This window comes from Promicromonospora aerolata, from assembly GCF_042682255.1.
Lineage (GTDB): Bacteria > Actinomycetota > Actinomycetes > Actinomycetales > Cellulomonadaceae > Promicromonospora > Promicromonospora aerolata.
Map to the genome: position 1 here is coordinate 5,898,380 of NZ_JBHUHF010000001.1, position 18,769 is coordinate 5,917,148.

General features: G+C 71.4%; 18 protein-coding genes. 9 read left to right on the plus strand and 9 right to left on the minus strand.

All coding sequences use genetic code 11. From position 1 onward, the window contains the following. The first annotated feature begins 8 nt into the window (after positions 1–8). Positions 9–1,001 (plus strand): ABC transporter substrate-binding protein, encoded by a 993-nt coding sequence (locus tag ACFSL2_RS26310; protein WP_377200677.1) that lies wholly within the window; start codon positions 9–11, stop codon positions 999–1,001. A gap of 247 nt (positions 1,002–1,248) precedes the next feature. Here the strand turns inward: ACFSL2_RS26310 and ACFSL2_RS26315 are convergent, their stop codons facing one another. The 4 genes from ACFSL2_RS26315 to ACFSL2_RS26330 form a co-directional block, all read right to left on the minus strand. After that, a complete protein-coding gene (locus tag ACFSL2_RS26315; protein ID WP_377200678.1) occupies positions 1,249–1,944 on the minus strand; it encodes a FadR/GntR family transcriptional regulator in 696 nt (231 codons plus the stop codon). Continuing rightward, entirely contained in the window at positions 1,931–3,283 is a 1,353-nt protein-coding gene (locus tag ACFSL2_RS26320; RefSeq protein ID WP_377200679.1) for an enolase C-terminal domain-like protein, read from the minus strand. Before ACFSL2_RS26320 ends, ACFSL2_RS26315 begins: the two co-directional genes overlap by 14 nt. 300 nt (positions 3,284–3,583) lie before the next feature. Beyond that, complete coding sequence (locus tag ACFSL2_RS26325; RefSeq protein ID WP_377200680.1) at positions 3,584–4,804, minus strand: amidohydrolase; 1,221 nt, start codon at positions 4,802–4,804, stop codon at positions 3,584–3,586. Next, entirely contained in the window at positions 4,801–5,961 is a 1,161-nt protein-coding gene (locus ACFSL2_RS26330; protein ID WP_377200681.1) for a YncE family protein, read from the minus strand. Before ACFSL2_RS26330 ends, ACFSL2_RS26325 begins: the two co-directional genes overlap by 4 nt. A 179-nt stretch (positions 5,962–6,140) precedes the next feature. Here ACFSL2_RS26330 and ACFSL2_RS26335 point away from each other — a divergent pair, with 179 nt between their 5' ends. Further along, positions 6,141–6,818 (plus strand): GntR family transcriptional regulator, encoded by a 678-nt coding sequence (locus ACFSL2_RS26335; RefSeq protein WP_377200682.1) that lies wholly within the window; start codon positions 6,141–6,143, stop codon positions 6,816–6,818. A gap of 4 nt (positions 6,819–6,822) precedes the next feature. Here the strand turns inward: ACFSL2_RS26335 and ACFSL2_RS26340 are convergent, their stop codons facing one another. Together ACFSL2_RS26340 and ACFSL2_RS26345 are read right to left on the minus strand one after the other, a co-directional pair. Next, on the minus strand, positions 6,823–7,626 hold the full coding sequence (locus tag ACFSL2_RS26340) for an alpha/beta fold hydrolase (RefSeq protein WP_377200683.1): 804 nt from the start codon (positions 7,624–7,626) through the stop codon (positions 6,823–6,825). Between the two features lie 93 nt (positions 7,627–7,719). Next, on the minus strand, positions 7,720–8,385 hold the full coding sequence (locus tag ACFSL2_RS26345) for a DUF4097 family beta strand repeat-containing protein (protein ID WP_377200684.1): 666 nt from the start codon (positions 8,383–8,385) through the stop codon (positions 7,720–7,722). Positions 8,386–8,629: 244 nt separating this feature from the next. On the opposite strand from ACFSL2_RS26345, the gene ACFSL2_RS26350 reads away from it, so the two are divergent. Next, the gene (locus ACFSL2_RS26350) at positions 8,630–9,382 is read left to right on the plus strand and encodes a GbsR/MarR family transcriptional regulator (RefSeq protein WP_377200685.1); all 753 of its coding nucleotides are present in this window, start codon (positions 8,630–8,632) and stop codon (positions 9,380–9,382) included. A 13-nt stretch (positions 9,383–9,395) separates the two neighbouring features. Here the strand turns inward: ACFSL2_RS26350 and ACFSL2_RS26355 are convergent, their stop codons facing one another. Then, positions 9,396–10,595: an MFS transporter gene (locus tag ACFSL2_RS26355; RefSeq protein ID WP_377200686.1), complete on the minus strand. Its 1,200-nt coding sequence runs from the start codon at positions 10,593–10,595 to the stop codon at positions 9,396–9,398. Between the two features lie 114 nt (positions 10,596–10,709). Between ACFSL2_RS26355 and ACFSL2_RS26360 the strand changes: the two genes are divergently transcribed. After that, positions 10,710–11,354, plus strand: coding sequence for a dihydrofolate reductase family protein (locus ACFSL2_RS26360; protein ID WP_377200687.1), 645 nt, complete (start codon positions 10,710–10,712; stop codon positions 11,352–11,354). Positions 11,355–11,384: 30 nt separating this feature from the next. On the opposite strand, the gene ACFSL2_RS26365 is transcribed toward ACFSL2_RS26360, so the two are convergent. Both ACFSL2_RS26365 and ACFSL2_RS26370 read right to left on the minus strand, forming a co-directional pair. Next, positions 11,385–12,011, minus strand: a complete 627-nt coding sequence (locus tag ACFSL2_RS26365) for an antibiotic biosynthesis monooxygenase (RefSeq protein ID WP_377200688.1) — start codon at positions 12,009–12,011, stop codon at positions 11,385–11,387. A 104-nt stretch (positions 12,012–12,115) separates the two neighbouring features. Beyond that, entirely contained in the window at positions 12,116–13,114 is a 999-nt protein-coding gene (locus ACFSL2_RS26370; protein ID WP_377200689.1) for a LacI family DNA-binding transcriptional regulator, read from the minus strand. A gap of 121 nt (positions 13,115–13,235) precedes the next feature. Here ACFSL2_RS26370 and ACFSL2_RS26375 point away from each other — a divergent pair, with 121 nt between their 5' ends. The 5 genes from ACFSL2_RS26375 to ACFSL2_RS26395 all read left to right on the plus strand — a co-directional run bounded on the left by ACFSL2_RS26375 (position 13,236) and on the right by ACFSL2_RS26395 (position 18,760). Beyond that, positions 13,236–14,156 (plus strand): carbohydrate ABC transporter permease, encoded by a 921-nt coding sequence (locus ACFSL2_RS26375; protein WP_377200690.1) that lies wholly within the window; start codon positions 13,236–13,238, stop codon positions 14,154–14,156. After that, positions 14,146–15,087, plus strand: coding sequence for a carbohydrate ABC transporter permease (locus ACFSL2_RS26380; protein ID WP_377200691.1), 942 nt, complete (start codon positions 14,146–14,148; stop codon positions 15,085–15,087). Before ACFSL2_RS26375 ends, ACFSL2_RS26380 begins: the two co-directional genes overlap by 11 nt. Before the next feature lie 25 nt (positions 15,088–15,112). Then, the gene (locus ACFSL2_RS26385) at positions 15,113–16,414 is read left to right on the plus strand and encodes an ABC transporter substrate-binding protein (protein ID WP_377200692.1); all 1,302 of its coding nucleotides are present in this window, start codon (positions 15,113–15,115) and stop codon (positions 16,412–16,414) included. After that, positions 16,411–17,586 carry a Gfo/Idh/MocA family protein gene (locus ACFSL2_RS26390; protein WP_377200693.1) on the plus strand — a complete coding sequence of 392 codons (1,176 nt, stop codon included), beginning with the start codon at positions 16,411–16,413 and terminating at the stop codon, positions 17,584–17,586. The genes ACFSL2_RS26385 and ACFSL2_RS26390 overlap by 4 nt, the downstream gene beginning before the upstream one ends. Positions 17,587–17,686: 100 nt before the next feature. Beyond that, the gene (locus tag ACFSL2_RS26395) at positions 17,687–18,760 is read left to right on the plus strand and encodes a Gfo/Idh/MocA family protein (RefSeq protein WP_377200694.1); all 1,074 of its coding nucleotides are present in this window, start codon (positions 17,687–17,689) and stop codon (positions 18,758–18,760) included. Positions 18,761–18,769 lie beyond the last annotated feature (9 nt).

The following is an 18,769-nucleotide window of genomic DNA, read 5'->3' on the forward strand; positions in this document are numbered from 1 at the left end:
GGACCGGTATGAACGTCACCACCACTACGCGCAGACGGTTCGCCGCGGTCGCGGCAGCCACCACGTCCGTCGTCGTCGTGCTCACGCTCGCCGCGTGCGGCTCCGGCGACGGCACGGAGCCGGGTGCGGGGGGCAAGCCCTACGTCGCCCTGGTCTCCAAGGGGTTCCAGCACCAGTTCTGGCAGGCGGTCAAGCAGGGGGCCGACGACGCCGCCGCCGAGCTGGACGTCGAGGTGACCTTCGAGGGGCCGGAGACGGAGACCGAGGTCGAGAAGCAGCTCACCATGCTGCAGACGGCCCTGGACAAGAACCCGGACGCGCTCGGCTACGCGGCCCTCGACTCGGAGGCCTCGATCCCGATGATGACCGACGCCGAGTCGCGGGGGATCCCCGTCATCGCCTTCGACTCCGGTGTGGAGTCGGACGTGCCGGTGACCACCGTCTCCACCGACAACCTCGCCGCCTCCGCCGAGGCGGCCAAGCACATGGCCGACCTGGTCGGCAGCGGCAAGATCGCGATCGTCGGGCACGACCAGACGTCGCAGACCGGCCAGCAGCGGGTCGAGGGGTTCACCCAGTACATCGAGGAGAACGCGCCGGACCTCGAGATCGTCGACACGCAGTTCGCCGGGGGCGACCACCTCAAGTCCGCCGACGCCGCGAAGGCGATCATGCAGGCCCACCCCGACCTCAAGGGCATCTACGGCACCAACGAGGGCTCCGCCATCGGCGTGGTCAAGGCCGTGCAGGAGTCGGGGATGGCGGGCGAGCTCACGGTGATCGGCTTCGACTCGGGCAAGGCGCAGACCGACGCGATCCGCGACGGGCTGATGGCCGGGGCGATCACACAGGACCCGATCAAGATGGGCTACGAGACCGTCAAGGCGGCAGTGGCGGCCATCGAGGGCGAGGAGCTGGAGCCCGTCGTCGACTCGGGCTTCTACTGGTACGACAAGGACAACATCGACGACGAGGAGATCGCCGCGGTCCTCTACGAATGACGTCCCGCGAGAAGAACTGGTCGTGCTGGTGGCGTCGAACCGCACGTGACGAGTCACCGGCGGCGCCGAGCCGCAACGAACACGTGCACCGGAACCCTGTATGGACTCGTAACCTTCGGCTGAGGCGGCTCCTGGACGGGCAGGTTGCGGTTCGGCGCGCCCGGGCGCCTGACCCGCGACGCGCAGGTTGCGGTTCGGCGCGAACCGCACGCCGGCCGCCTCCGAGCAACCTCGCTGGACAGCAGAGTTAGTCCAGGTTCTCCGGTTTGGGGAGGGAGTCCTCGACGCCGAGCAGGTGGCTCGCCATGCGGATCCGGGCCGCCTCCGGATCGTGCGCCGCGAGCGCACGCCAGATGGCCTCGTGCTCGTCGTGCGTGCGCTCCTCGATGCCCTCGGTGTGCAGCACCCGCCACAGGCGTGCCCGGACCGTGCGGCCGGCGAACGACTCGATGAGCGCCTCCAGCACCGGGTTGCCGGTGTGTGCCGCGATGACGCGGTGGAACGCGATGTCGATCTCGATGAACTTGTCGTGGTCCACGGGCGTGGCCTGCAGGACGTCGGTGACCTGGTCCAGGATCGCCCGCGCCTCGGCGACCGCGGCGTCGGGCATCCGGCCGGCAGCCAGGCCGGCGGCCTCCGTCTCGAGCACGCGGCGCACGCTGTGGAACGCGGGCATGGCGCCGTCGTCCTGCAGGTCCAGCACCAGTGCCATGGGGGAGAGCAGGCGGGCCGGGTCGAGGCTGGTGACGTAGGTGCCGTCCCCCTGGCGGGTGTGCACGACGCCGAGGATCGACAGGGCGCGCACCCCCTCGCGCAGGGAGCCGCGCGAGACCTGGAGCGTGTCGGCCAGGTCCTTCTCGACCGGCAGCCGGTCGCCGGGTCGGAGCCGTCCGTCGAGGATCATCCTGCGGATGCCGTCGACGACCTCGTCAGTGCGGGACATGGTCCGCAGTATCGCGCACCCAGTACGTCCCGTGCGGGAACCGGAAGCGGTCCAGGGACTCCTCGTGCATCCGGGTGGAGTAGCCGGGCCGGGCCGGGAGCACGTAGGCGGTGCCCGCGCCCCGGTCCGCGACGAGGCACGGGTCGGTGAAGTGCTCGTGCAGGTGGTCCACGTACTCGGTCACCCGGCCGGTGAGGTCGGCGCCGATCGCCACGTAGTCGAGCACGGAGACGTGCTGCACCATCTCGCAGAGCCCGACGCCGCCCGCGTGCGGGCACACCGGCACACCGAACTTCGCCGCGAGCAGCAGGACGGCGACGATCTCGTTGATGCTCGCGAGCCGACCGGTGTCGAGCTGGCAGTAGTCGATGGCGCCGGCCTGGAAGAGCTGCTTGAACATCACACGGTTGTGGCAGTGCTCGCCCGTCGCCACCCCGATCGGTGCGACGGCGCGGCGCACCACCGCGTGCCCGAGGATGTCGTCGGGCGACGTGGGCTCCTCGATCCACAGGGGGTCGAACCGCGCCAGCGCGCCCATCCACTCGATGGCCTCCGGCACGTCCCAGACCTGGTTGGCGTCGATCATCAGGGCACGGTCCGGCCCCAGGACCTCGCGTGCGATCGTCAGACGACGGAGGTCCTCGCCGAGGTCGGCGCCGACCTTGAGCTTCACGTGCTGGTAGCCGGCGTCGACGGCCTCCTGGCACAGGCGCCGCAGCTTGTCGTCGCTGTAGCCGAGCCACCCGGCCGACGTCGTGTACACCGGGTAGCCGGTGCGCTCCAGGGCGGCGACCCGCTCCTGCTTGGTGTCCTCGTGCGTGCGGAGGATCGCGAGCGCCTCGTCGCGGGTCAGCGCGTCCGAGAGGTAGCGCAGGTCGGCGACGTCGACCAGCTCCTCCGGCGTCATGTCGACCAGCAGGCGCCACAGCGGCTTGCCCGCACGGCGTGCGACCAGGTCCCAGGCGGCGTTGAGCACGGCGGCCAGCGACAGGTGCACGACACCCTTCTCCGGTCCGAGCCAGCGCAGCTGACTGTCGGCGGTCAGGTCGCGGTGGACGGCGCCCATGTCGGCGGCCAGCTGGTCCACGTCCCGGCCCACCAGCGCCGCCGCCTGCTGGCGTGCGGCCTCGGCGACGATGTCGTTGCCCCGGCCGATGGTGAACGTCAGCCCGTACCCGCCGAGCGTGCCGCCGGGATCGTCCGGGTCGGGCGCGTCCGTCTCCAGGACGACGTAGGCCGCCGAGTAGTCGGCGTCCTTGTTCATCGCGTCGGAACCGTCGGCGGTGACCGACGTCGGAAACCGCACGTCCTCGACGCGGACACCTGTGATCGTGGCCATGCCTGCTCCCTTGCAAACATCCGATGAACTGCCAGCAATCTACGGATGCCAGGCGCAACGGTCAAGACTCGGGGGCAAGAGGCAGGGGATTGGTTCGATCAATGTGGTGCTGGTGCTGGTGCTGGTGCTGGTGGCAGTGCCATGAGTTCGGTCCCCTGCACTGTCCAGCACGTGAGTTCGGTCGGTTGGGATGAGATCGGTCAATCAACCGACCGATCTCATCCCAACCGACCGAACTCATCTGCTGCACGGCCGCCGCGCATCCCAACCGACCGAACTTGCCTGCCGCCACAGCCGCCGTCAGACCAGCACCTCACCGTCGCGGGCGACGACCCGGCCGCCCGCGACCACCAGTGCGCGGCGCGGGGCGCGGACGACGGCGTCGGGCACGTTCTCGGCATCGACGAGCACGACGTCGGCGGGCGCTCCCGCCACCAGGTCGTGCGTGGCGCGCCCCACGAAGCGGCCGGCGTCCACCGACGCGATCCGGGCCGCGGCGACCAGGTCCTCGTCGTACCGGAACCCGGACAGGCGGGCGAGCTGCGTGGTCAGCGTCAGCAGGTCGCCGGTGCCGTAGGGGGACCACAGGTCGCGGATGCCGTCGGTGCCGAGACCGACCGCGATCCCGGCGTCGCGCAGCGCGCGCAGCGGCAGGGGAGCGGCGCCGATCGGTGCGACCGTGGTCATCGTGATGCCCGCCTCGCCCATCGCCGCGACCAGCTCGGCCTGGCGGGTGGCAGGCAGCTGTCCGACGGCGAAGCCGTGCGCCACGTTGACCTTGCCCTGGAGGCCGGCGCGCACCGTGCGGTCGATCATCAGCTCGATCTGGAAGGCGCCGAGCTCCCCGCCGTCGTGCAGGTGGACGTCGATGCCGACGCCTCGCCGTTCCGCGATCGCGAACAGCCCGTCGAGCTGTCCGACGGGATCGCGGTCGATGGAGGCGGGGTCGAGGCCGCCGACGTGCTCGGCGCCCGCGGCAGCAGCGTCGTCGAGCAGCTGCAGGACGCCCGGGCGGCGCAGCACGCCGTCCTGCGGGAACGCCACGATCTGCGCGGTGATCGCGCCACCCAGCTCGCTGACCGCCTCGCGCACCACCTCGATGCCGCGCAGACCGACGCCCAGGTCGACGTCGACGTGCGTGCGCACGGCGGTGGTGCCGGTGCGGACCGACTCGCGCAGCACGGCGAGCGTCACGTCCGTGCCGGGGATGCCCAGCTCGTCGCGATGGGCGCGCTCGTGCGCGATGCGACCCTGGACGCCGCCCTCCCCGCCGTAGCTCACCCACGGCTTGCCCCACCAGGGCTTGTCCACGTGGGCGTGCGCGTTGACGAGGCCGGGCAGCGCGAGCAGCCCGCCGCCGTCGAGGACGCCGGCGGTGGCGCCCTCCCGTGCCTCGGCCGTCGACGGCACCGGGGCGTGCGGAACCACTGCCGTGATCAGCCCGTCGGCGATGTGCAGGTCGCTGCGCTCGCCGCCCCAGGGGCGCACGTCGCGCAGGACGGTGACGGTGGTGGTGCTCATGGGGTTCCTTCCCGGTGAGGGAGCGTGACGGGGACGACCGCCTGCGGGCGGCCCGGCACGCGGATCTCGTACGAGTCGTCGGTTCCGCCGAGGGCGGCGTCGAGCGCGACCACCGTCATCCCGTCCCAGGCGCCGTCCTGCGTGTATCCGCCGGTCAGGACGCCGTAGGTCTTGTCGGCGTCCTGCCAGATCGCCGCCGTCTCGTGACGGCGCTCCGTCGGCAGCACGGTGGAGCCGCCGTCGGGAGAGACGACCTCGATGCTCGCGCCGCCTCCGGCGTTGCCGAACGGTCCGTTCCCGGCCAGGACGAGGGTGCCGTCGTCCGCGCGGGCCACACCGTGCTGGTGGGTGTCCGCACCGAGCGCGCTGGTGGTCACCTCGCCCGAGACGGGGTCGACGCGGGCGAGTGCCCGCCCCTGGTAGGGCAGGAGGAGGTCGCCACCCGGGTCCAGCACCGCGTAGTGCGGCTTCTCGAAGGATGCGAGCCCGCCCTCGGTGCCGAACGGGGCCACCTCGATGGCGCGGGCGTCGAACGTGGTGGTGTCGACGACGGTGACGGTGAACCCGTCGTGGTCGATCGTGTAGACCTCGCGGCCGTCGTGGCTGATCAGCACGTCGAACGGCCGTCGTCCGACCGGCGTGGAGCGCTCGACCCGACCCGTGCCCACGTCGATGGTCTCGAGGAACGCCTCGTCCCCCGTGCTCACGGCGACGTGCACGGTGCTGCCGTCGGCGGAGACGGCGAGACCGAGCCCGCCCGGCCGGTACTCGCCGTACGCGACCTCGCGGGGGCGGTGGCGGTAGTCGAGCAACCGGGTCCGCTCACCCGTGGCGACGTCGACCACGGCGACGCCCAGCGCCGTGGAGACGAAGGCGCGTCCGCTCTCCGGGTGGACGGCGACGTCCCACGGCGCCGCGCCCACGGTGATCTCGTCGACGACGGCGGAACCGTCACGGTCACGCGGGTTGACGACGGCGACCGAGTCCCGGTCCGCCTGCGTGACCAGCAGGAGCTGCGGGTCGCCGGCCCGGTCCGCCGGTTCGGTGCTGTCGCCGTCGGTCTCGGCGGCGGCGCGGCGGGCGAGGGCGACGTCGACGGCCGGGCGCTCGGGCCGGACGCCTCCGCTGATCCGGCGGCAGGGGCGTCCTGCGCGCACCCGGCCAGCAGGACGCAGGCGACCCCGGCGGCGACGAGGGACCCGGTGCTCAGGCTGCTGCGGCGGGGGACGGGACGAGGCATCCCAAAATGGTATCCCATTTGCGGGACGCGCTTGGATGCCGCTCCGGGGGCAGGCGGGCGCGCCGGGCAGGAGGACGCGCCTGGCAGGATGGCGCCATGACCCTGCCGTCAGGCGAAGCCGGCCCCGGCCCCGCGAGCGACTTCGAGCCCGAGTCCCGGCGCGTCGCGCGAGTGGTGCGGGAGCAGATCGTCGACGGCACGCGTGCACCCGGAAGCCGGCTCGTCGAGCGTGACCTCGCCGCGGAGCTGGACGTGAGCCGCATCCCGGTGCGGGACGCGCTGCGTGCGCTCGCCGCGGAGGGGCTGGTGACGCCGCGGCCGCGCAGCTGGGCGGTCGTGCGGGAGTTCACCGACGCCGACGTCGCGCACCTGCAGGAGGTGCGCGAGGCCACCGATCCGCTGCACTTCCGGCTCGCCGCCCAGCGCCGCACGCCGGAGCAGCTCGCGGCGATGACCGAGGCGTGGGAGCGCGAGACCGCCGCCGCGGCCGCCGGGGACGGTCCGGGGGCGCGCCGGGCGGCGGCGGACTTCCACGAGGTGGTCGTGAGCGCCGCCGGCAATCCGGTGCTCGCGGAGCTGCACGCCGTCACCGCCAGCCGGGTGCGGTGGCTGCTGGCCCAGCATGCCGACCTCGCCGGCATCGCCGCCGAGCACCGGGCTCTCCTCGACGCCGTCCGCGCCGGCGCCGCGGAGACCGCCGCCCGGCTCGCCCACGACCACCTGCGCACGAGCCGGGCCGCGGCCGCCGAGCGCCCGAGCCGTGGAGCGCCCTGACGGGTCAGGAGCCCGCTACCTCGCGGACCGCGCCCGCGATGGCCGGGGCGTCCTTCTTCAGGATCGCGCCGTGGTTGCTGGCGACCTTCGCGCTGACCTTGATGTTCGCGTTGCGGGCGGTCACTCCGTCCAGGCTGGTCCGGATGCGTTCCTGCTCGTCGCCCTTGCTGCCCAGCGACGTGCCCGACGCGACGACGTACCGCGTCGGGACGGTGATGCGGTCGAGCACGGGGCCGAGCTCGCTCGTGCGGGAGACGTGGCCGAGCTCGATGTTGCTGTCGGCCTGCTGGTCGGCGCTCATCCGCGGCGCGAGACCCGTGACGCGCAGCGGGACCATGAACCAGCTCATGCGCCGGAACATCGTGCGGATCCGCCGCTCCATGGCCTCGTCGATCCAGTCGTACGGGTACGCGCCGTCCACCAGGACCACGCCGAGGGCGCGGTCCGGGTCGCGGCTCGCCCAGTGCGCGGCGACGAACGCCCCGTAGGACCAGCCCACCAGGAGCGCCCGGTCCACGCCCCGCGCCGCGAGAACCGCGTCGACGTCCCGGACGGCCGCCTCGAACGAGTAGTCCGCCGAGCGCAGCGACCGCTTGCCGCGAGCACGCTCGTCGTAGGTGATGTGCCGGAACTCCGGCCCGAGCTCGGCGACAGTGCGCCGCCAGTACCCCTGGGTGGCGAACTGGCCGTTGAGGTAGACCACCGGGATGCCGGAGCCGCCGGAGTCGGTGACGGCCAGGGCCGTGTCGTCGACCGGCACCATGCCGGTCCACTGCGCGTCGGTCGAGGAAGTGCTGGTGTCGGTCATCTTCATCTCCTGGTCGTCCGGAACGTCTCGGGTGGGTTGGCTGCCGTGGGTGGCTGCGCCGGGCCCGCGGCGAGCGCGGGCCCGGGAGCCGGGTCAGAGGCTGCGGGCGCTGATGTCGCCCTGCAGGGTGGTGGCGCGGATGTCGAGCTCGGTGGCACCGTCGTTCTTGAGGGAGTTGCTGATACGGCCGAGGCTGGTGCCGGCGTCGAGGGTGGCCGAGACCCCGGTGGCGGCGGCGACGGAGATGTCGCCGGACTGGGTGCTGAGGACGACCGTTCCGCGCACGGCCTCGGCGATCCGGATGGCGCCCCGCTGGGTGCTGATCTCCGCGGGCCCGGTGAGGCGGCCGACCTCGACGTCGCCGTCGACGGCGCTGAGGCGGACGCTGTCGGCCTCGTCGAGCTTGATCTGGCGGTACACGCCCTCGAAGACGACCTCGCCGAGCCGTCCGACGCCCCGGAGCTCCGCGCTGGCGGACGTGGCCTCGACGCGGGAGCCGGCGGGCAGCTGGACCGTCACCTCGACGGCACCGGAGTGGCCGACGACCTTGTTCTCGGGCGCGGTGGCAGCGATCCGCAGGATGCCCTCGGCGTAGGTGACGGTGGTCTGCTCGGCGGTCCGGACGTCGCGGCTCTTCGCGGCGTCGGCGGGCAGCACCTCCACGGTGGTGTCCGTGCGGTCGGCGGCGATGAGCTGGACCCGGCCGGCGGGGATGTCCAGGACGACGGAGATGGCGGCGGGGGTGTCGAAGTTCTGCATGGGTTCTGCTCCTCTGCTCGGTGGTTCCCGGTGTTTCTGATGTCGGAAACGCTACGTTGCGTTCGCGATTCCGGCAACGATGAGATTGCACCCGCACAACATACGTGCAGGTCAGAGCGGATAAACTGTTGCAACGAGTCAAGAAGCAATGCAATGCATCTTCGCCCCACCGTTGCAATGAAAGAGTGGTGAACGCTATGGTGTCCGGAGCAGGTCAGGACCGGCGACCACGAGGGAGATCACGATGCCCGGAGGCAGGCTCACCAAGCAGGAGCGCCAGCAGATCGCGCTGGGGCTGGCCGATGCGCTTCCCTACGCCGAGATAGCAAGACGCCTCGGCCGGCCGACGTCGACCGTGACGCGTGAGGTCATGCGCAACGGCGGCCCCACCGCCTACCGGCCCGACCTGGCCCATCGCGCCACCGAGCGCCGCGCTCACCGGCGCGGGCCCGCCGTCCGCAGCGGGGCGGTCGCCGCTCCTCAGCCGCACGGCCGGGACGCCGCGGCCGTCGCCGACTACGAGGAGACGCTCACCACGGTCCTCATGGGTTCGGGCCTGCCCCGGATGACAGCCCGGGTGCTGGCGGCCCTGTTCATCGCGGACGCGGGCAGCCTCACCGCGTCCCAGCTGGCCCAGCGGCTGCAGGTCAGCCCGGCATCCGTCTCCAAGGCGGTCTCGTTCCTGGAGGGGCAGAGCCTCGTCCGCCGGGAACGTGCCGACGGGCGCCGCGACCGGTACGTCGTCGACGACGAGCTCTTCTACCAGGCCACGCTCGCGGGCGCGCAGGCCAACACCCAGCTCGCGGTGACCGCGCGGCAGGGGGTCAGCGTGCTCGGCCGCGACACGCCGGCCGCCGTCCGGCTGGAGAACATCGCACGGTTCATGGACTTCATCGCCGAGAGCATCGCCCGTGCGGCGGAGCAGGCACGCGAGATCCTGCACACCGGGGCGGAGACGTCGTCGGGCGGCCCGGCCGGGCCGGCGGCGGACCGGTAGGGCCGCCGACCGCCTACTCGCGGCGCCTGTGGTCGGCCTTGCCCGTCCAGTGGCCCACCCAGATCGCACCGAGCAGCGCCAGCACGCCGATGAGCACCGGCGCGGCAGCCAGCGGCGCGACGGCGGCCACCGCGGCGACGAGCAGGGGCCCGCCGGTGTTGCCGATGTCACCGCACAGCCGCCACCCGCCGAGGAACTGGGCGCGGCCCGCCTCGGGTGCCGCATCGGCCCCGAGGGTCATCACGATCCCTGAACCGAGCCCGTTGCCGAGCGCGATCACCGCCATCACGAGCCCGACGCCGAGCGCGGTGTCGGTCAGCGGGAGCAGCAGGCACCCGACGCCGACCGCGAGGACCACCGGGACCGCGACCACCTGTCGGCCCCGGGTATCGAGCAGCCAGCCGCCCGGCAGCGTGAGCGCGATGTCGATGGTCGCCGCGACCGCGAACAGGAGCGAGACCACCGCTGCGGAGATGTGGACGTGATCGGCCCACAGCGGCAGCAGGCCCGTGCGTACCGACCGGGAGGCGCCGATGATGATGACGGCCACACCGAGGGTGAGCAGCGTGCGCCGGTGATCCCACAGCACCGAGTGCACGGGCAGCGGGGTGGCGGTGCGGGCCACGCGGCCGAAGTCCGGCATCCGGGTCACGATCAGGGCCGAGGCGAACGACGCGCACGCCGCGAGCACGAACACCGAACGGACCTCGAGCAGGTGGATCAGCAGCGCTCCCAGCAGCGGACCGACCAGGACGCCGAGACGCATCGAGCCGCCCAGCAGCGCCATGCCGCGCGCCCGGTGGCTGATCGGCACCGCGTCGATCAGGAACCCCTGCCGAGCGAGCAGGAACGCCGTCCAGCTCATCCCGCTGACGAAGACGCACACGCACAGCAGCCAGACCGAGGGCACCAGGAAGGCGGCGAGCATCGCCACCGCGTCGACGAGCCCGGCGACCACCAGGGTGCGGCGCTCGCCGAGCCGCGCCACCAGCGCGCCCGAGGGCAGGGAGTTGGCCAGCTGCCCGATGCCGAGGAGCGCGACCACGAACGCCGCCATGGCGGTGCTCGCCCCGAGGTCGGCGGCGTGGAGCGCCAGCACCGGTAGGACGGCGCCGTGGCCGATCGAGCTGACGACGGACGGCAGGTAGGCGACGACGGCGATGTCGCGGAAGCGGAACGCCGGATCGTCGGCTGGTTCGCCCGTTCCGGTCACGCCCAACATCTTGCCAGATAGTTAGCCGCGGCAACGACCCGGCCGGTCGCGATGAGTTCGCCGGGGCCCACCGGTCTACCTCCCGACCAGCCGAACGAGCACCGGGAGCACATCATGGGCCACATCGAGATCGAGCTGTTCGCCACCCTCGACCTTGTCGCACAGGCGCCCGGCGGGCCGGACGAGGACCCGGTGGCGTTCACGTTCGGCGGCTGGCAGGCGCCCCTGCTGGACGACGTCGCCGGTGCGCAGATCGACGCCGCGTACGAGGACACCGACGCCCTGCTGCTCGGCCGGCGGACGTACGACATCTTCGCCGCCTACTGGCCGCACCAGGAGGGTGGCCAGGACAGCCAGATCGCCACGCTCTTCAACCGGGTCCCGAAGTACGTCGCCTCCCGCGGCAACCCCGACCTCACGTGGGCCGGGTCCACGCAGCTCGGTCCCGACCTCCCGGCCGCGGTGCGGGAGATCCGCGACCGGCACGAGCACGTCAAGGTGGTCGGGAGCCTCGACCTGGTCCAGACGCTCCTGCGGGAGCAGCTCTTCGACCGGCTCGATCTCTGGCTGTACCCGATCGTGCTCGGCGTCGGCAAGAAGGTGTTCGACGGCGGCGAGGTGCCCACCAACCTCACGCTCCTCGAACCGCCCGCGGCCGGTCCGAAGGGCGCCGTGCACCTGTGCTACGGGCTGGCCGAGGGCATCCCGGCGACGGGCGACATGGACGCACCCGACCGCGGTGCGGGGCGCGGCGACTGACGGCGCCCCGCACGTGCGGCCGGGGCGGCGTCAGGCCATCTCCGGCACGTGGAGGTGCGCGAACGCGATCTCCATCTCCTCCACGTCGTCGACCGTGGCGCCCAGCTCGGCGGCGGCCCGTTCGCGGATGCCGGCAGTGAGCGCGCGGCTGGCCGCGAGAGCCTCCGGGCTGTCGAAGGCGGTGGTGCTGACGAGCCGGCCGGTCTCCCGGTCGACCATCAGGCTGGCGCTGCAGAACCCGTCGAGCTGCTGGATCTGCGGCACGATCACCATCCGGTACATGTCGATGGCGTCCTCGACCATGTCCCGGGCACCGCTCAGCCAGGTGAGGCGGGCGCAGCCGCCGTCGGGCACGGCGCGGTCACGGTGGACGACGGCGGCCTCCCACTCGTGGACGTACCTGCCGGTGGTGCTGCCGAGCGCGCGCTCGGCCCGGTCGCGCAGCGGGCGCACCGAGGCGGCGCTCGCCTGCATCGCGTCCCGCGACGACCACGCGGTGGTGGTGACGCAGCGCGCCGACTTCCGGTCGACCAGCATGGACATCCCGACACAGCCGTCCATCGCGGAGACGGCCGGGAAGATCTCCTCCCGGACGAGCCGCAGCCCTTCCTCGATGCTGGTGGGTTCTCCGTTGATCTCGGTGGTGCGTAGGTACATGGCGGACTCCCTGTGCTCGCCAGCAGCGTCCGGACGGCGCTGCCGTCCCTCCTCACGCTCCGCCGCCGGGCGGTCCGGGTCAAGTGGGGAGCCGCCGCGATGCGTCATCGCGGGGGCTCGGCCGCGCCCGTCGACTCTCGCCAGACGATGTGCTGCAGGGAGTCCCCCTGCGGCGGCGGCTCCTCGCCGCGGAGCGCCGCGACGAGGAGCCGCATGGCGTGGCCCCCGGCCGCCCGGAAGTCGACGTCGACGGTCGTGAGCGACGGCATGGTGTAGGCGCCGAACCGGGCGTTGTCCCAGCCGGTCACCACGAGGTCGCCGGGTACGGTCCAGCCGCGCTCGGCGGCACCGCGCAGGACGCCGATGGCCAGGTCGTCGTTGGCCGCGATGACCGCGACCGGGGGAGCGTCGTCGGGCAGCGCCAGAACGGCCTGCCGGCCGGTCTCGGCCGGCCATTCCCCGCCCAGCACACCGAGCGACTCGACGCCGAGGCGCTTGACCGAGGCGAGGTAGGTGTCATGGCGGGAGCGCGCCGACGAGAAGCCCTGCGGCCCCGCGACGTGCACGAACCGGCGGTGACCTGCCGCGACGAGCGCGCGGACGAACACCTCGATCAGGCCGGCGTCGGCCAGCTCGCCCACGCTCCGCATCTGCTCGTCGAACGCCGTCGCGGCCAGGACCGGAGGGGTGTCCTGGCCGTCCGACAGGGCCGAGCCGAGCACCGGGACGAACGTCAGGATCCCCTCGTACTGCCCGCCGGCGGCCAGCTCGAGCACGCGCTCGGTCCGGTCCTCCACGGTGCCCTCGACGCTGTGGGTCTCCATGACGTAGCCGGCTTCGTTCGCGACGTCGCCCGCGCCGGTCAGCATGCGGATCTGGTTGTCGAACGCGACCCCCATGATCACGGCGAGGCGTCCGGACCGGCGTGTGCGCATCGACCGTGCGGCGAGGTTCGGGCGGTAGCCGATCGAGTCGGCGACCTTCAGCACATGCTCGCGGGTCGCCGGGGAGATCGCGCCCTTCCCCGTCAGGACGTAGGACACCGTCGTCTGGGAGACGCCGGCGATGCGCGCGACGTCACGGCTGGTTGGCGGTAGTGACACGTTCATATTCTCCATGCCCTTGACAGTGGTCCCAGCAGGCTCAACTATAGTGGCACGTATCACCAGTGACACGTATCACCGGCCCCGGATGCGGGCCACGACCCTCAAGGAGGAGGTGTCCATGTCTGTCGTCGAGCTGCAACGGCTGGCTCGCAGGTCCCCGCAGGCCACGCCGGACAACAAGGCGGCACTCGCGTTCCTCGGGCCCTGGGTGCTCGGCGCGCTCGTGCTCACGCTCGGCCCGATCCTCGCGTCCCTGTACCTGGCGTTCACCGACTACAACCTGCTGCAGAACGCGAGCTGGATCGGTCTCGCCAACTTCGAGCGCATGCTCACCGACACCCGGCTGCACCAGTCCTTGGTGGTCACGTTCGTCTACGTCCTCGTCGGGGTGCCGGGGCAGCTCCTGGTGGCGCTCGCGCTCGCGTTGCTGCTCGACCGTGGGCTACGTGGCCGGGCGATCTACCGCTCGGCCTTCTACCTGCCCAGCCTGCTCGGTGCCTCCGTGGCGATCGCGGTGCTGTGGCGTCTGGTGTTCGGGAGCGACGGGCTCGTCAACGCGCTGCTCGGCGTCGTCGGCATCCACAGCACCACGAGCTGGATCGGCAGTCCGGATACGGCGCTGGGAACGATCATCCTGCTGCACATCTGGACCTTCGGGTCACCGATGGTGATCTTCCTGGCCGGCCTGCGGCAGATCCCGGTCGAGCTCTACGAGGCCGCCGCCACGGACGGCGCGGGACCGTGGCGGAGGTTCGGCGCCATCACGCTGCCGCTGCTGACGCCGATCATCTTCTTCAACCTCGTCCTGGCGACCATCAACTCGTTCTCGTCCTTCACCCAGGCGTTCATCGTCTCCGGCGGTACCGGTGGACCGTCCGACTCGCTGCTCTTCTACACGCTCTACCTCTACCAGGAGGGCTTCTCGTCCTTCCGTATGGGCTACGCGTCGGCGCTCGCCTGGCTGCTCGTCCTGATCATCGGCGTATTCACCGCCATCAACTTCTGGCTCTCGAAGTACTGGGTGCACTATGAAAACTGAGTCCACGATCCGACCCGTGCCGCACCAGCCCGCCCGCACCGTCCGGCCGAAGCCCGCCGGGCCGCCGGGCGCCGCTCGCAGGCGTCCCGAGAGCCGCCCGTTCCGTCAGGTGCTCCGCAGGGTCGTCAAGCACGCCCTGCTCGTCCTGGGTGTCATCACCACCCTGTACCCGGTGCTGTGGATGGTGGTGAGCTCGCTGCGGCCGGACGGCGAGATCTTCGGCAACCCGTCGTTGCTGCTGACGACATTCCACGTCGAGAACTACGTCTACGGCTGGACGGCGCTGGGCAGGCCCTTCAGCGTGTACCTGCTCAACTCGGCGTTCGTCGTGATCGGCTCGATCATCGGCAACCTCGTGAGCTGCTCGATGGCGGCCTACGCGTTCGCCCGTCTGCGGTTCCGATTCCAGGGACCGGCGTTCGCCTACATGCTCGTCACGATCATGCTGCCCGTGCACGTCGTGATCGTGCCGCAGTACATCCTGTGGGCGCAGGCGGGGCTCGTGAACTCCTTCTGGCCGCTCATCGTCCCCAAGCTGCTGGCCACCGACGCGTTCTTCATCTTCCTCATGGTCCAGTTCATCCGCGGGCTGCCGCGCGAGCTCGACGAGGCCGCCCGCATCGACGGAGCGGGACACGGCCGGATCTTCTTCCTGATCATCCTGCCGCTGATGAAGCCGGCCCTGGCCACCACCGCGATCTTCACGTTCATCTGGACGTGGAACGACTTCTTCTCCCAGCTCATCTACCTGACCGACCCGCAGCGGTACACGGTCCCGATCGCGCTGCGCTCTTTCATCGACGCGCAGTCGAGCTCGTCGTTCGGCGGGATGTTCGCGATGAGCGTCGTCGCCATCGTGCCCCTCGTCCTCGCCTTCGCCCTCGGCCAGAAGTACCTGGTGCAGGGCATCGCCACCACCGGGCTCAAGTGAGCCCCCGCACGAGAAGGAACCCGCTATGAACCGGATCCGCCGGACCGTCGTCGGCATCGTCGCCACGGCCATGACGCTCACGCTCGTCGCGTGCGGTGTCGCACAGCCACAGGGATCGACCGAGCTCGCGGACGGGCCCGTCACCCTCCGCGTCACGTGGTGGGGCGGCGACACGCGCCATGCCCGTACCCAGGAGGTCTTCGACCTCTTCGAGGAGAAGTACCCCAACATCACCGTCGAACCGGAGTTCTCCGACTGGACCGGCTACTGGGAGAAGCTCGCCACCGCCACGGCCGGGGGCAACTCGGCCGACGTCATCCAGATGGATCAGCTCTACCTGTCCTCGTACGCCTCGCGCGGCAGCCTCGTCGACCTCGGCTCTCTGCCCCAGCTCGACACCTCAGGCCTGGAGCAGCCCGTGCTGGACATGGGCGCGTGGGGCGACGCCCTCTACGGGATGCCGATCTCGACCACCTCGACCGGCCTGCTGGTGAACACCGACCTGATCGCGGAGATCGGGGTCCCGCTACCCGACACCTCGACCTGGGACTGGGCCGAGTTCGAGGCATGGGCCCAGAAGGTCACCGAGAAGTCGTCGGGCGACAGCTTCGGCACCGGCATCATGAACAACGAGTTCGCCCTGCAGCTCTTTGCCCGTCAGCACGAAGACCAGCTGTTCTCCGAGGACGACATCGTGATCCAGCCGGAGACGCTGGCCGCCTTCTTCCAGCTAGCGCTCGACTGGACGTCAAGCGGCGCCGCCGCCCCGGCGTCGAACCAGGCAGAGTCCACCGGCCTGGCGCTCGACCAGACGCCGTTCGCTACCGGCGAGAGCGCGGCCGTCTTCACGCCCTCGACCATGATCACCGCGTATGCGGCGGCCAGCGGAGCCGAGCTCGAGCTGGTGCAGCTGCCGACCCCCGACGAGGACACCACGAACTACGACTACTTCAAGCCCGGGATGTACTGGTCGGTGTCGTCCAAGTCCGAGCATCCGGGGGAGGCCGCGCTGCTCGTCGACTTCCTGGTCAACGACCCCGAGGCGGCCAAGATCATCGGCACGGAGCGGGGCATCCCGGCCAACGCCCGGACGCTCGAGTCGCTCGGCCAGGACCTCACGCCCGAGGAGCGCAAGGCTGCCGACTTCGCCGAGCAGCGCGAACCGCACCTGGGCGAGGCACCTGCGATCGTCCCGAACGGTGCCTCGGACATCGATACGATCCTGCAGCGCTACCTGCAGGAGGTCATGTTCGAGGAGCTGACACCGCTGGAAGCGGCCAACGCGATGATCGCCGAGGTCCAGAGCTCGACCAGCGCCGCCAAGTGACCGGAGGAAGAATGCTCAAGATCGGCATCATCGGGACCGGCGGGATCGCCCGCACCCACATCGACGGCTACGGACGCTTCGCGGCCGAGTGCGCGATCGTCGCCCTGTGCGACATCGCGCCCGGCAAGGCCGACGCCGTGCGCGCCGAGCTCGGCCTGTCGTCCGTGCGGACCTACGAGCGCATCGAGGACCTGCTCGCGGCCGAGGACCTGGACCTCGTCAGTATCGCGACCCCGCCGTCGACGCATGCCGAGCTGACGGTCGCCGCCCTGCGGGCCGGCGTCGACGTGCTCGTCGAGAAGCCGATGGCACCGTCGCTCGAGGAGTGCGACGCGATGGTCGCTGCCGCCGCCGAGAACGACCGGATCCTGTCCGTCGTCGCGCAGAACCGCTTCCGCGACGACATGGCCACGCTCAAGGAGGTGCTCGACTCGGGCCTGATCGGCCCCGTCTCGCACGCGCAGGTCTCCTCGGCGTGGTGGCGCGGCACCGAGTACTACGACCTGTGGTGGCGCGGCACGTGGGAGTCCGAGGGGGGCGGGTGCACGCTCAACCACGCCATCCATCACCTGGACCTCACCGCGTGGATGCTCGGCGCGCCCAGCGCCGTCACCGCGGTGCTCACCAACGCCGCGCACGAGAACTCCGAGGTCGAGGACCTCTCGGTGGCCGTCCTGCAGTACGACCGGGCGCTCGCCGAGGTGACCAGCTCCGTGGTGCACCACGGTGAGGAGCAGGCCATCGTCGTCCAGGGCCGGCACGCGCGGGTGTCCCAGCCCTGGAAGGTCGTCGCCGACGTCGCCGAGCCCAACGGGTTCCCGGCCGCCGGGGGAGACGCCACGCGCGCCACCAAGATCGAGGCGCTCGCAGCGGCGCACACCCCGCTGGAGCACGAGGGGCACGCGGGGCAGATCGGTGACGTGCTCGGTGCGGTGCGCGAGCGCCGTCGTCCCGTCGTGGACGGCACGGACGGCCGCCGGGCCATCGAGCTCGTCACCGCCATCTACGTGGCGGGCATCGAGCGCCGCACCGTCGACCTGCCGCTGCCGGCGCACGACCCGTACTACCGCGCGGGCGCGCTCGTCGAGCGGGCCCCGCGCTTCTTCGAGAAGACGGCCTCGGTGGCCGAGCTGCCCGGCGACATCACTGTCGGCAGCAGCAGCGACGACTGACCCGCCCGAGAAAGTCCGAGCCCGAGAAAGTCCGAGCCCGAGAAAGTCCGAGCCCGAGAAAGTCCGAGCCCGAGAAAGTCTGAGAGAGAGCAGAGACGTCATGACGACGACCAGCGGCGCCGCCTACGCGCCCGACCCGATACCCGCCCCCGTTGTCCGTCCGGGTGAGTTCCCGTTCGCCGCAGTGCGCCTCGACCACGGGCACATCTACGGGATGTGCGAGGGCCTGATCAGTGCCGGTGGGACGCTCAAGTGGGTCTACGACCCGGACCCCGCAAAGGTGACGGCGTTCCGGGAGAAGTTCCCGGACGTGCGGGTGGCGCGCAGCGAGGACGAGGTGCTCGACGACGACGACGTCCTCCTCGTCGCGGGCGCCGCGGTCACCTCGGAGCGCTGTGCACTGGGCCTGCGCGTGATCGAGGCGGGCAAGGACTACTTCACCGACAAGGCTCCGCTGACCACCCTGGACCAGCTCACGGCGGCCCGGGAGGCGACCGCGCGGACCGGGCGCAAGTACGCCGTCTACTACTCCGAGCGGATCCACGTCGAGGCGGCGGTGCTGGCCGGCCAGCTCATCGACCAGGGCGCGATCGGCCGCGTGCTGCAGGTCATGGGCCTCGGCCCGCACCGCCTGGGCACGGGACGTCCGGACTGGTTCTTCGAGAAGGAGAAGTACGGCGGGATCCTGTGTGACATCGGCAGCCACAACTTCGAGCAGATGCTGCACTTCGCCGGGGCCAAGGACGCCGAGGTCGGGTACTCGGCGATCGCGAACTACCACCACCCCGAGCACCCGGGCCTCGACGACTTCGGCGAGGCGACGATCGTCATGGACAACGGCGCCAGCGGCTACTGCCGCGTCGACTGGTTCACCCCGGACGGCCTGAGCACCTGGGGCGACGGACGTACCTTCGTGCTGGGCACCGATGGCTACATCGAGCTGCGCAAGTACGCCAACGTCGGCACGAACGAGGGCCCGGGCCACGTGTTCCTCGTCGACGGCGAGCGCGAGCACCACCTCGTCGCGGACGGGAACGTGGGCTTCCCCTTCTTCGGCCAGCTCGTCATCGACTGCCTCGAACGCACGGAGACCGCGATGACGCAGGAGCACGCGTTCAAGGCTGCCGAGCTCAGCGTCCTGGCCCAGCAGGGGGCACGGCTGCTCACGCCGTGAGCGGTCCGG

Bases quoted from the DNA above. Each gene is read 5' to 3' on its own strand.
- ACFSL2_RS26310 (WP_377200677.1), top strand. From the start codon at position 9: ATGAACGTCACCACCACTACGCGCAGACGGTTCGCCGCGGTCGCGGCA.
- ACFSL2_RS26315 (WP_377200678.1), bottom strand. From the start codon at position 1,944: ATGTCCCGCACTGACGAGGTCGTCGACGGCATCCGCAGGATGATCCTC.
- ACFSL2_RS26320 (WP_377200679.1), bottom strand. From the start codon at position 3,283: ATGGCCACGATCACAGGTGTCCGCGTCGAGGACGTGCGGTTTCCGACG.
- ACFSL2_RS26325 (WP_377200680.1), bottom strand. From the start codon at position 4,804: ATGAGCACCACCACCGTCACCGTCCTGCGCGACGTGCGCCCCTGGGGC.
- ACFSL2_RS26335 (WP_377200682.1), top strand. From the start codon at position 6,141: ATGACCCTGCCGTCAGGCGAAGCCGGCCCCGGCCCCGCGAGCGACTTC.
- ACFSL2_RS26340 (WP_377200683.1), bottom strand. From the start codon at position 7,626: ATGACCGACACCAGCACTTCCTCGACCGACGCGCAGTGGACCGGCATG.
- ACFSL2_RS26345 (WP_377200684.1), bottom strand. From the start codon at position 8,385: ATGCAGAACTTCGACACCCCCGCCGCCATCTCCGTCGTCCTGGACATC.
- ACFSL2_RS26350 (WP_377200685.1), top strand. From the start codon at position 8,630: ATGCCCGGAGGCAGGCTCACCAAGCAGGAGCGCCAGCAGATCGCGCTG.
- ACFSL2_RS26360 (WP_377200687.1), top strand. From the start codon at position 10,710: ATGGGCCACATCGAGATCGAGCTGTTCGCCACCCTCGACCTTGTCGCA.
- ACFSL2_RS26365 (WP_377200688.1), bottom strand. From the start codon at position 12,011: ATGTACCTACGCACCACCGAGATCAACGGAGAACCCACCAGCATCGAG.
- ACFSL2_RS26375 (WP_377200690.1), top strand. From the start codon at position 13,236: ATGTCTGTCGTCGAGCTGCAACGGCTGGCTCGCAGGTCCCCGCAGGCC.
- ACFSL2_RS26380 (WP_377200691.1), top strand. From the start codon at position 14,146: ATGAAAACTGAGTCCACGATCCGACCCGTGCCGCACCAGCCCGCCCGC.
- ACFSL2_RS26385 (WP_377200692.1), top strand. From the start codon at position 15,113: ATGAACCGGATCCGCCGGACCGTCGTCGGCATCGTCGCCACGGCCATG.
- ACFSL2_RS26395 (WP_377200694.1), top strand. From the start codon at position 17,687: ATGACGACGACCAGCGGCGCCGCCTACGCGCCCGACCCGATACCCGCC.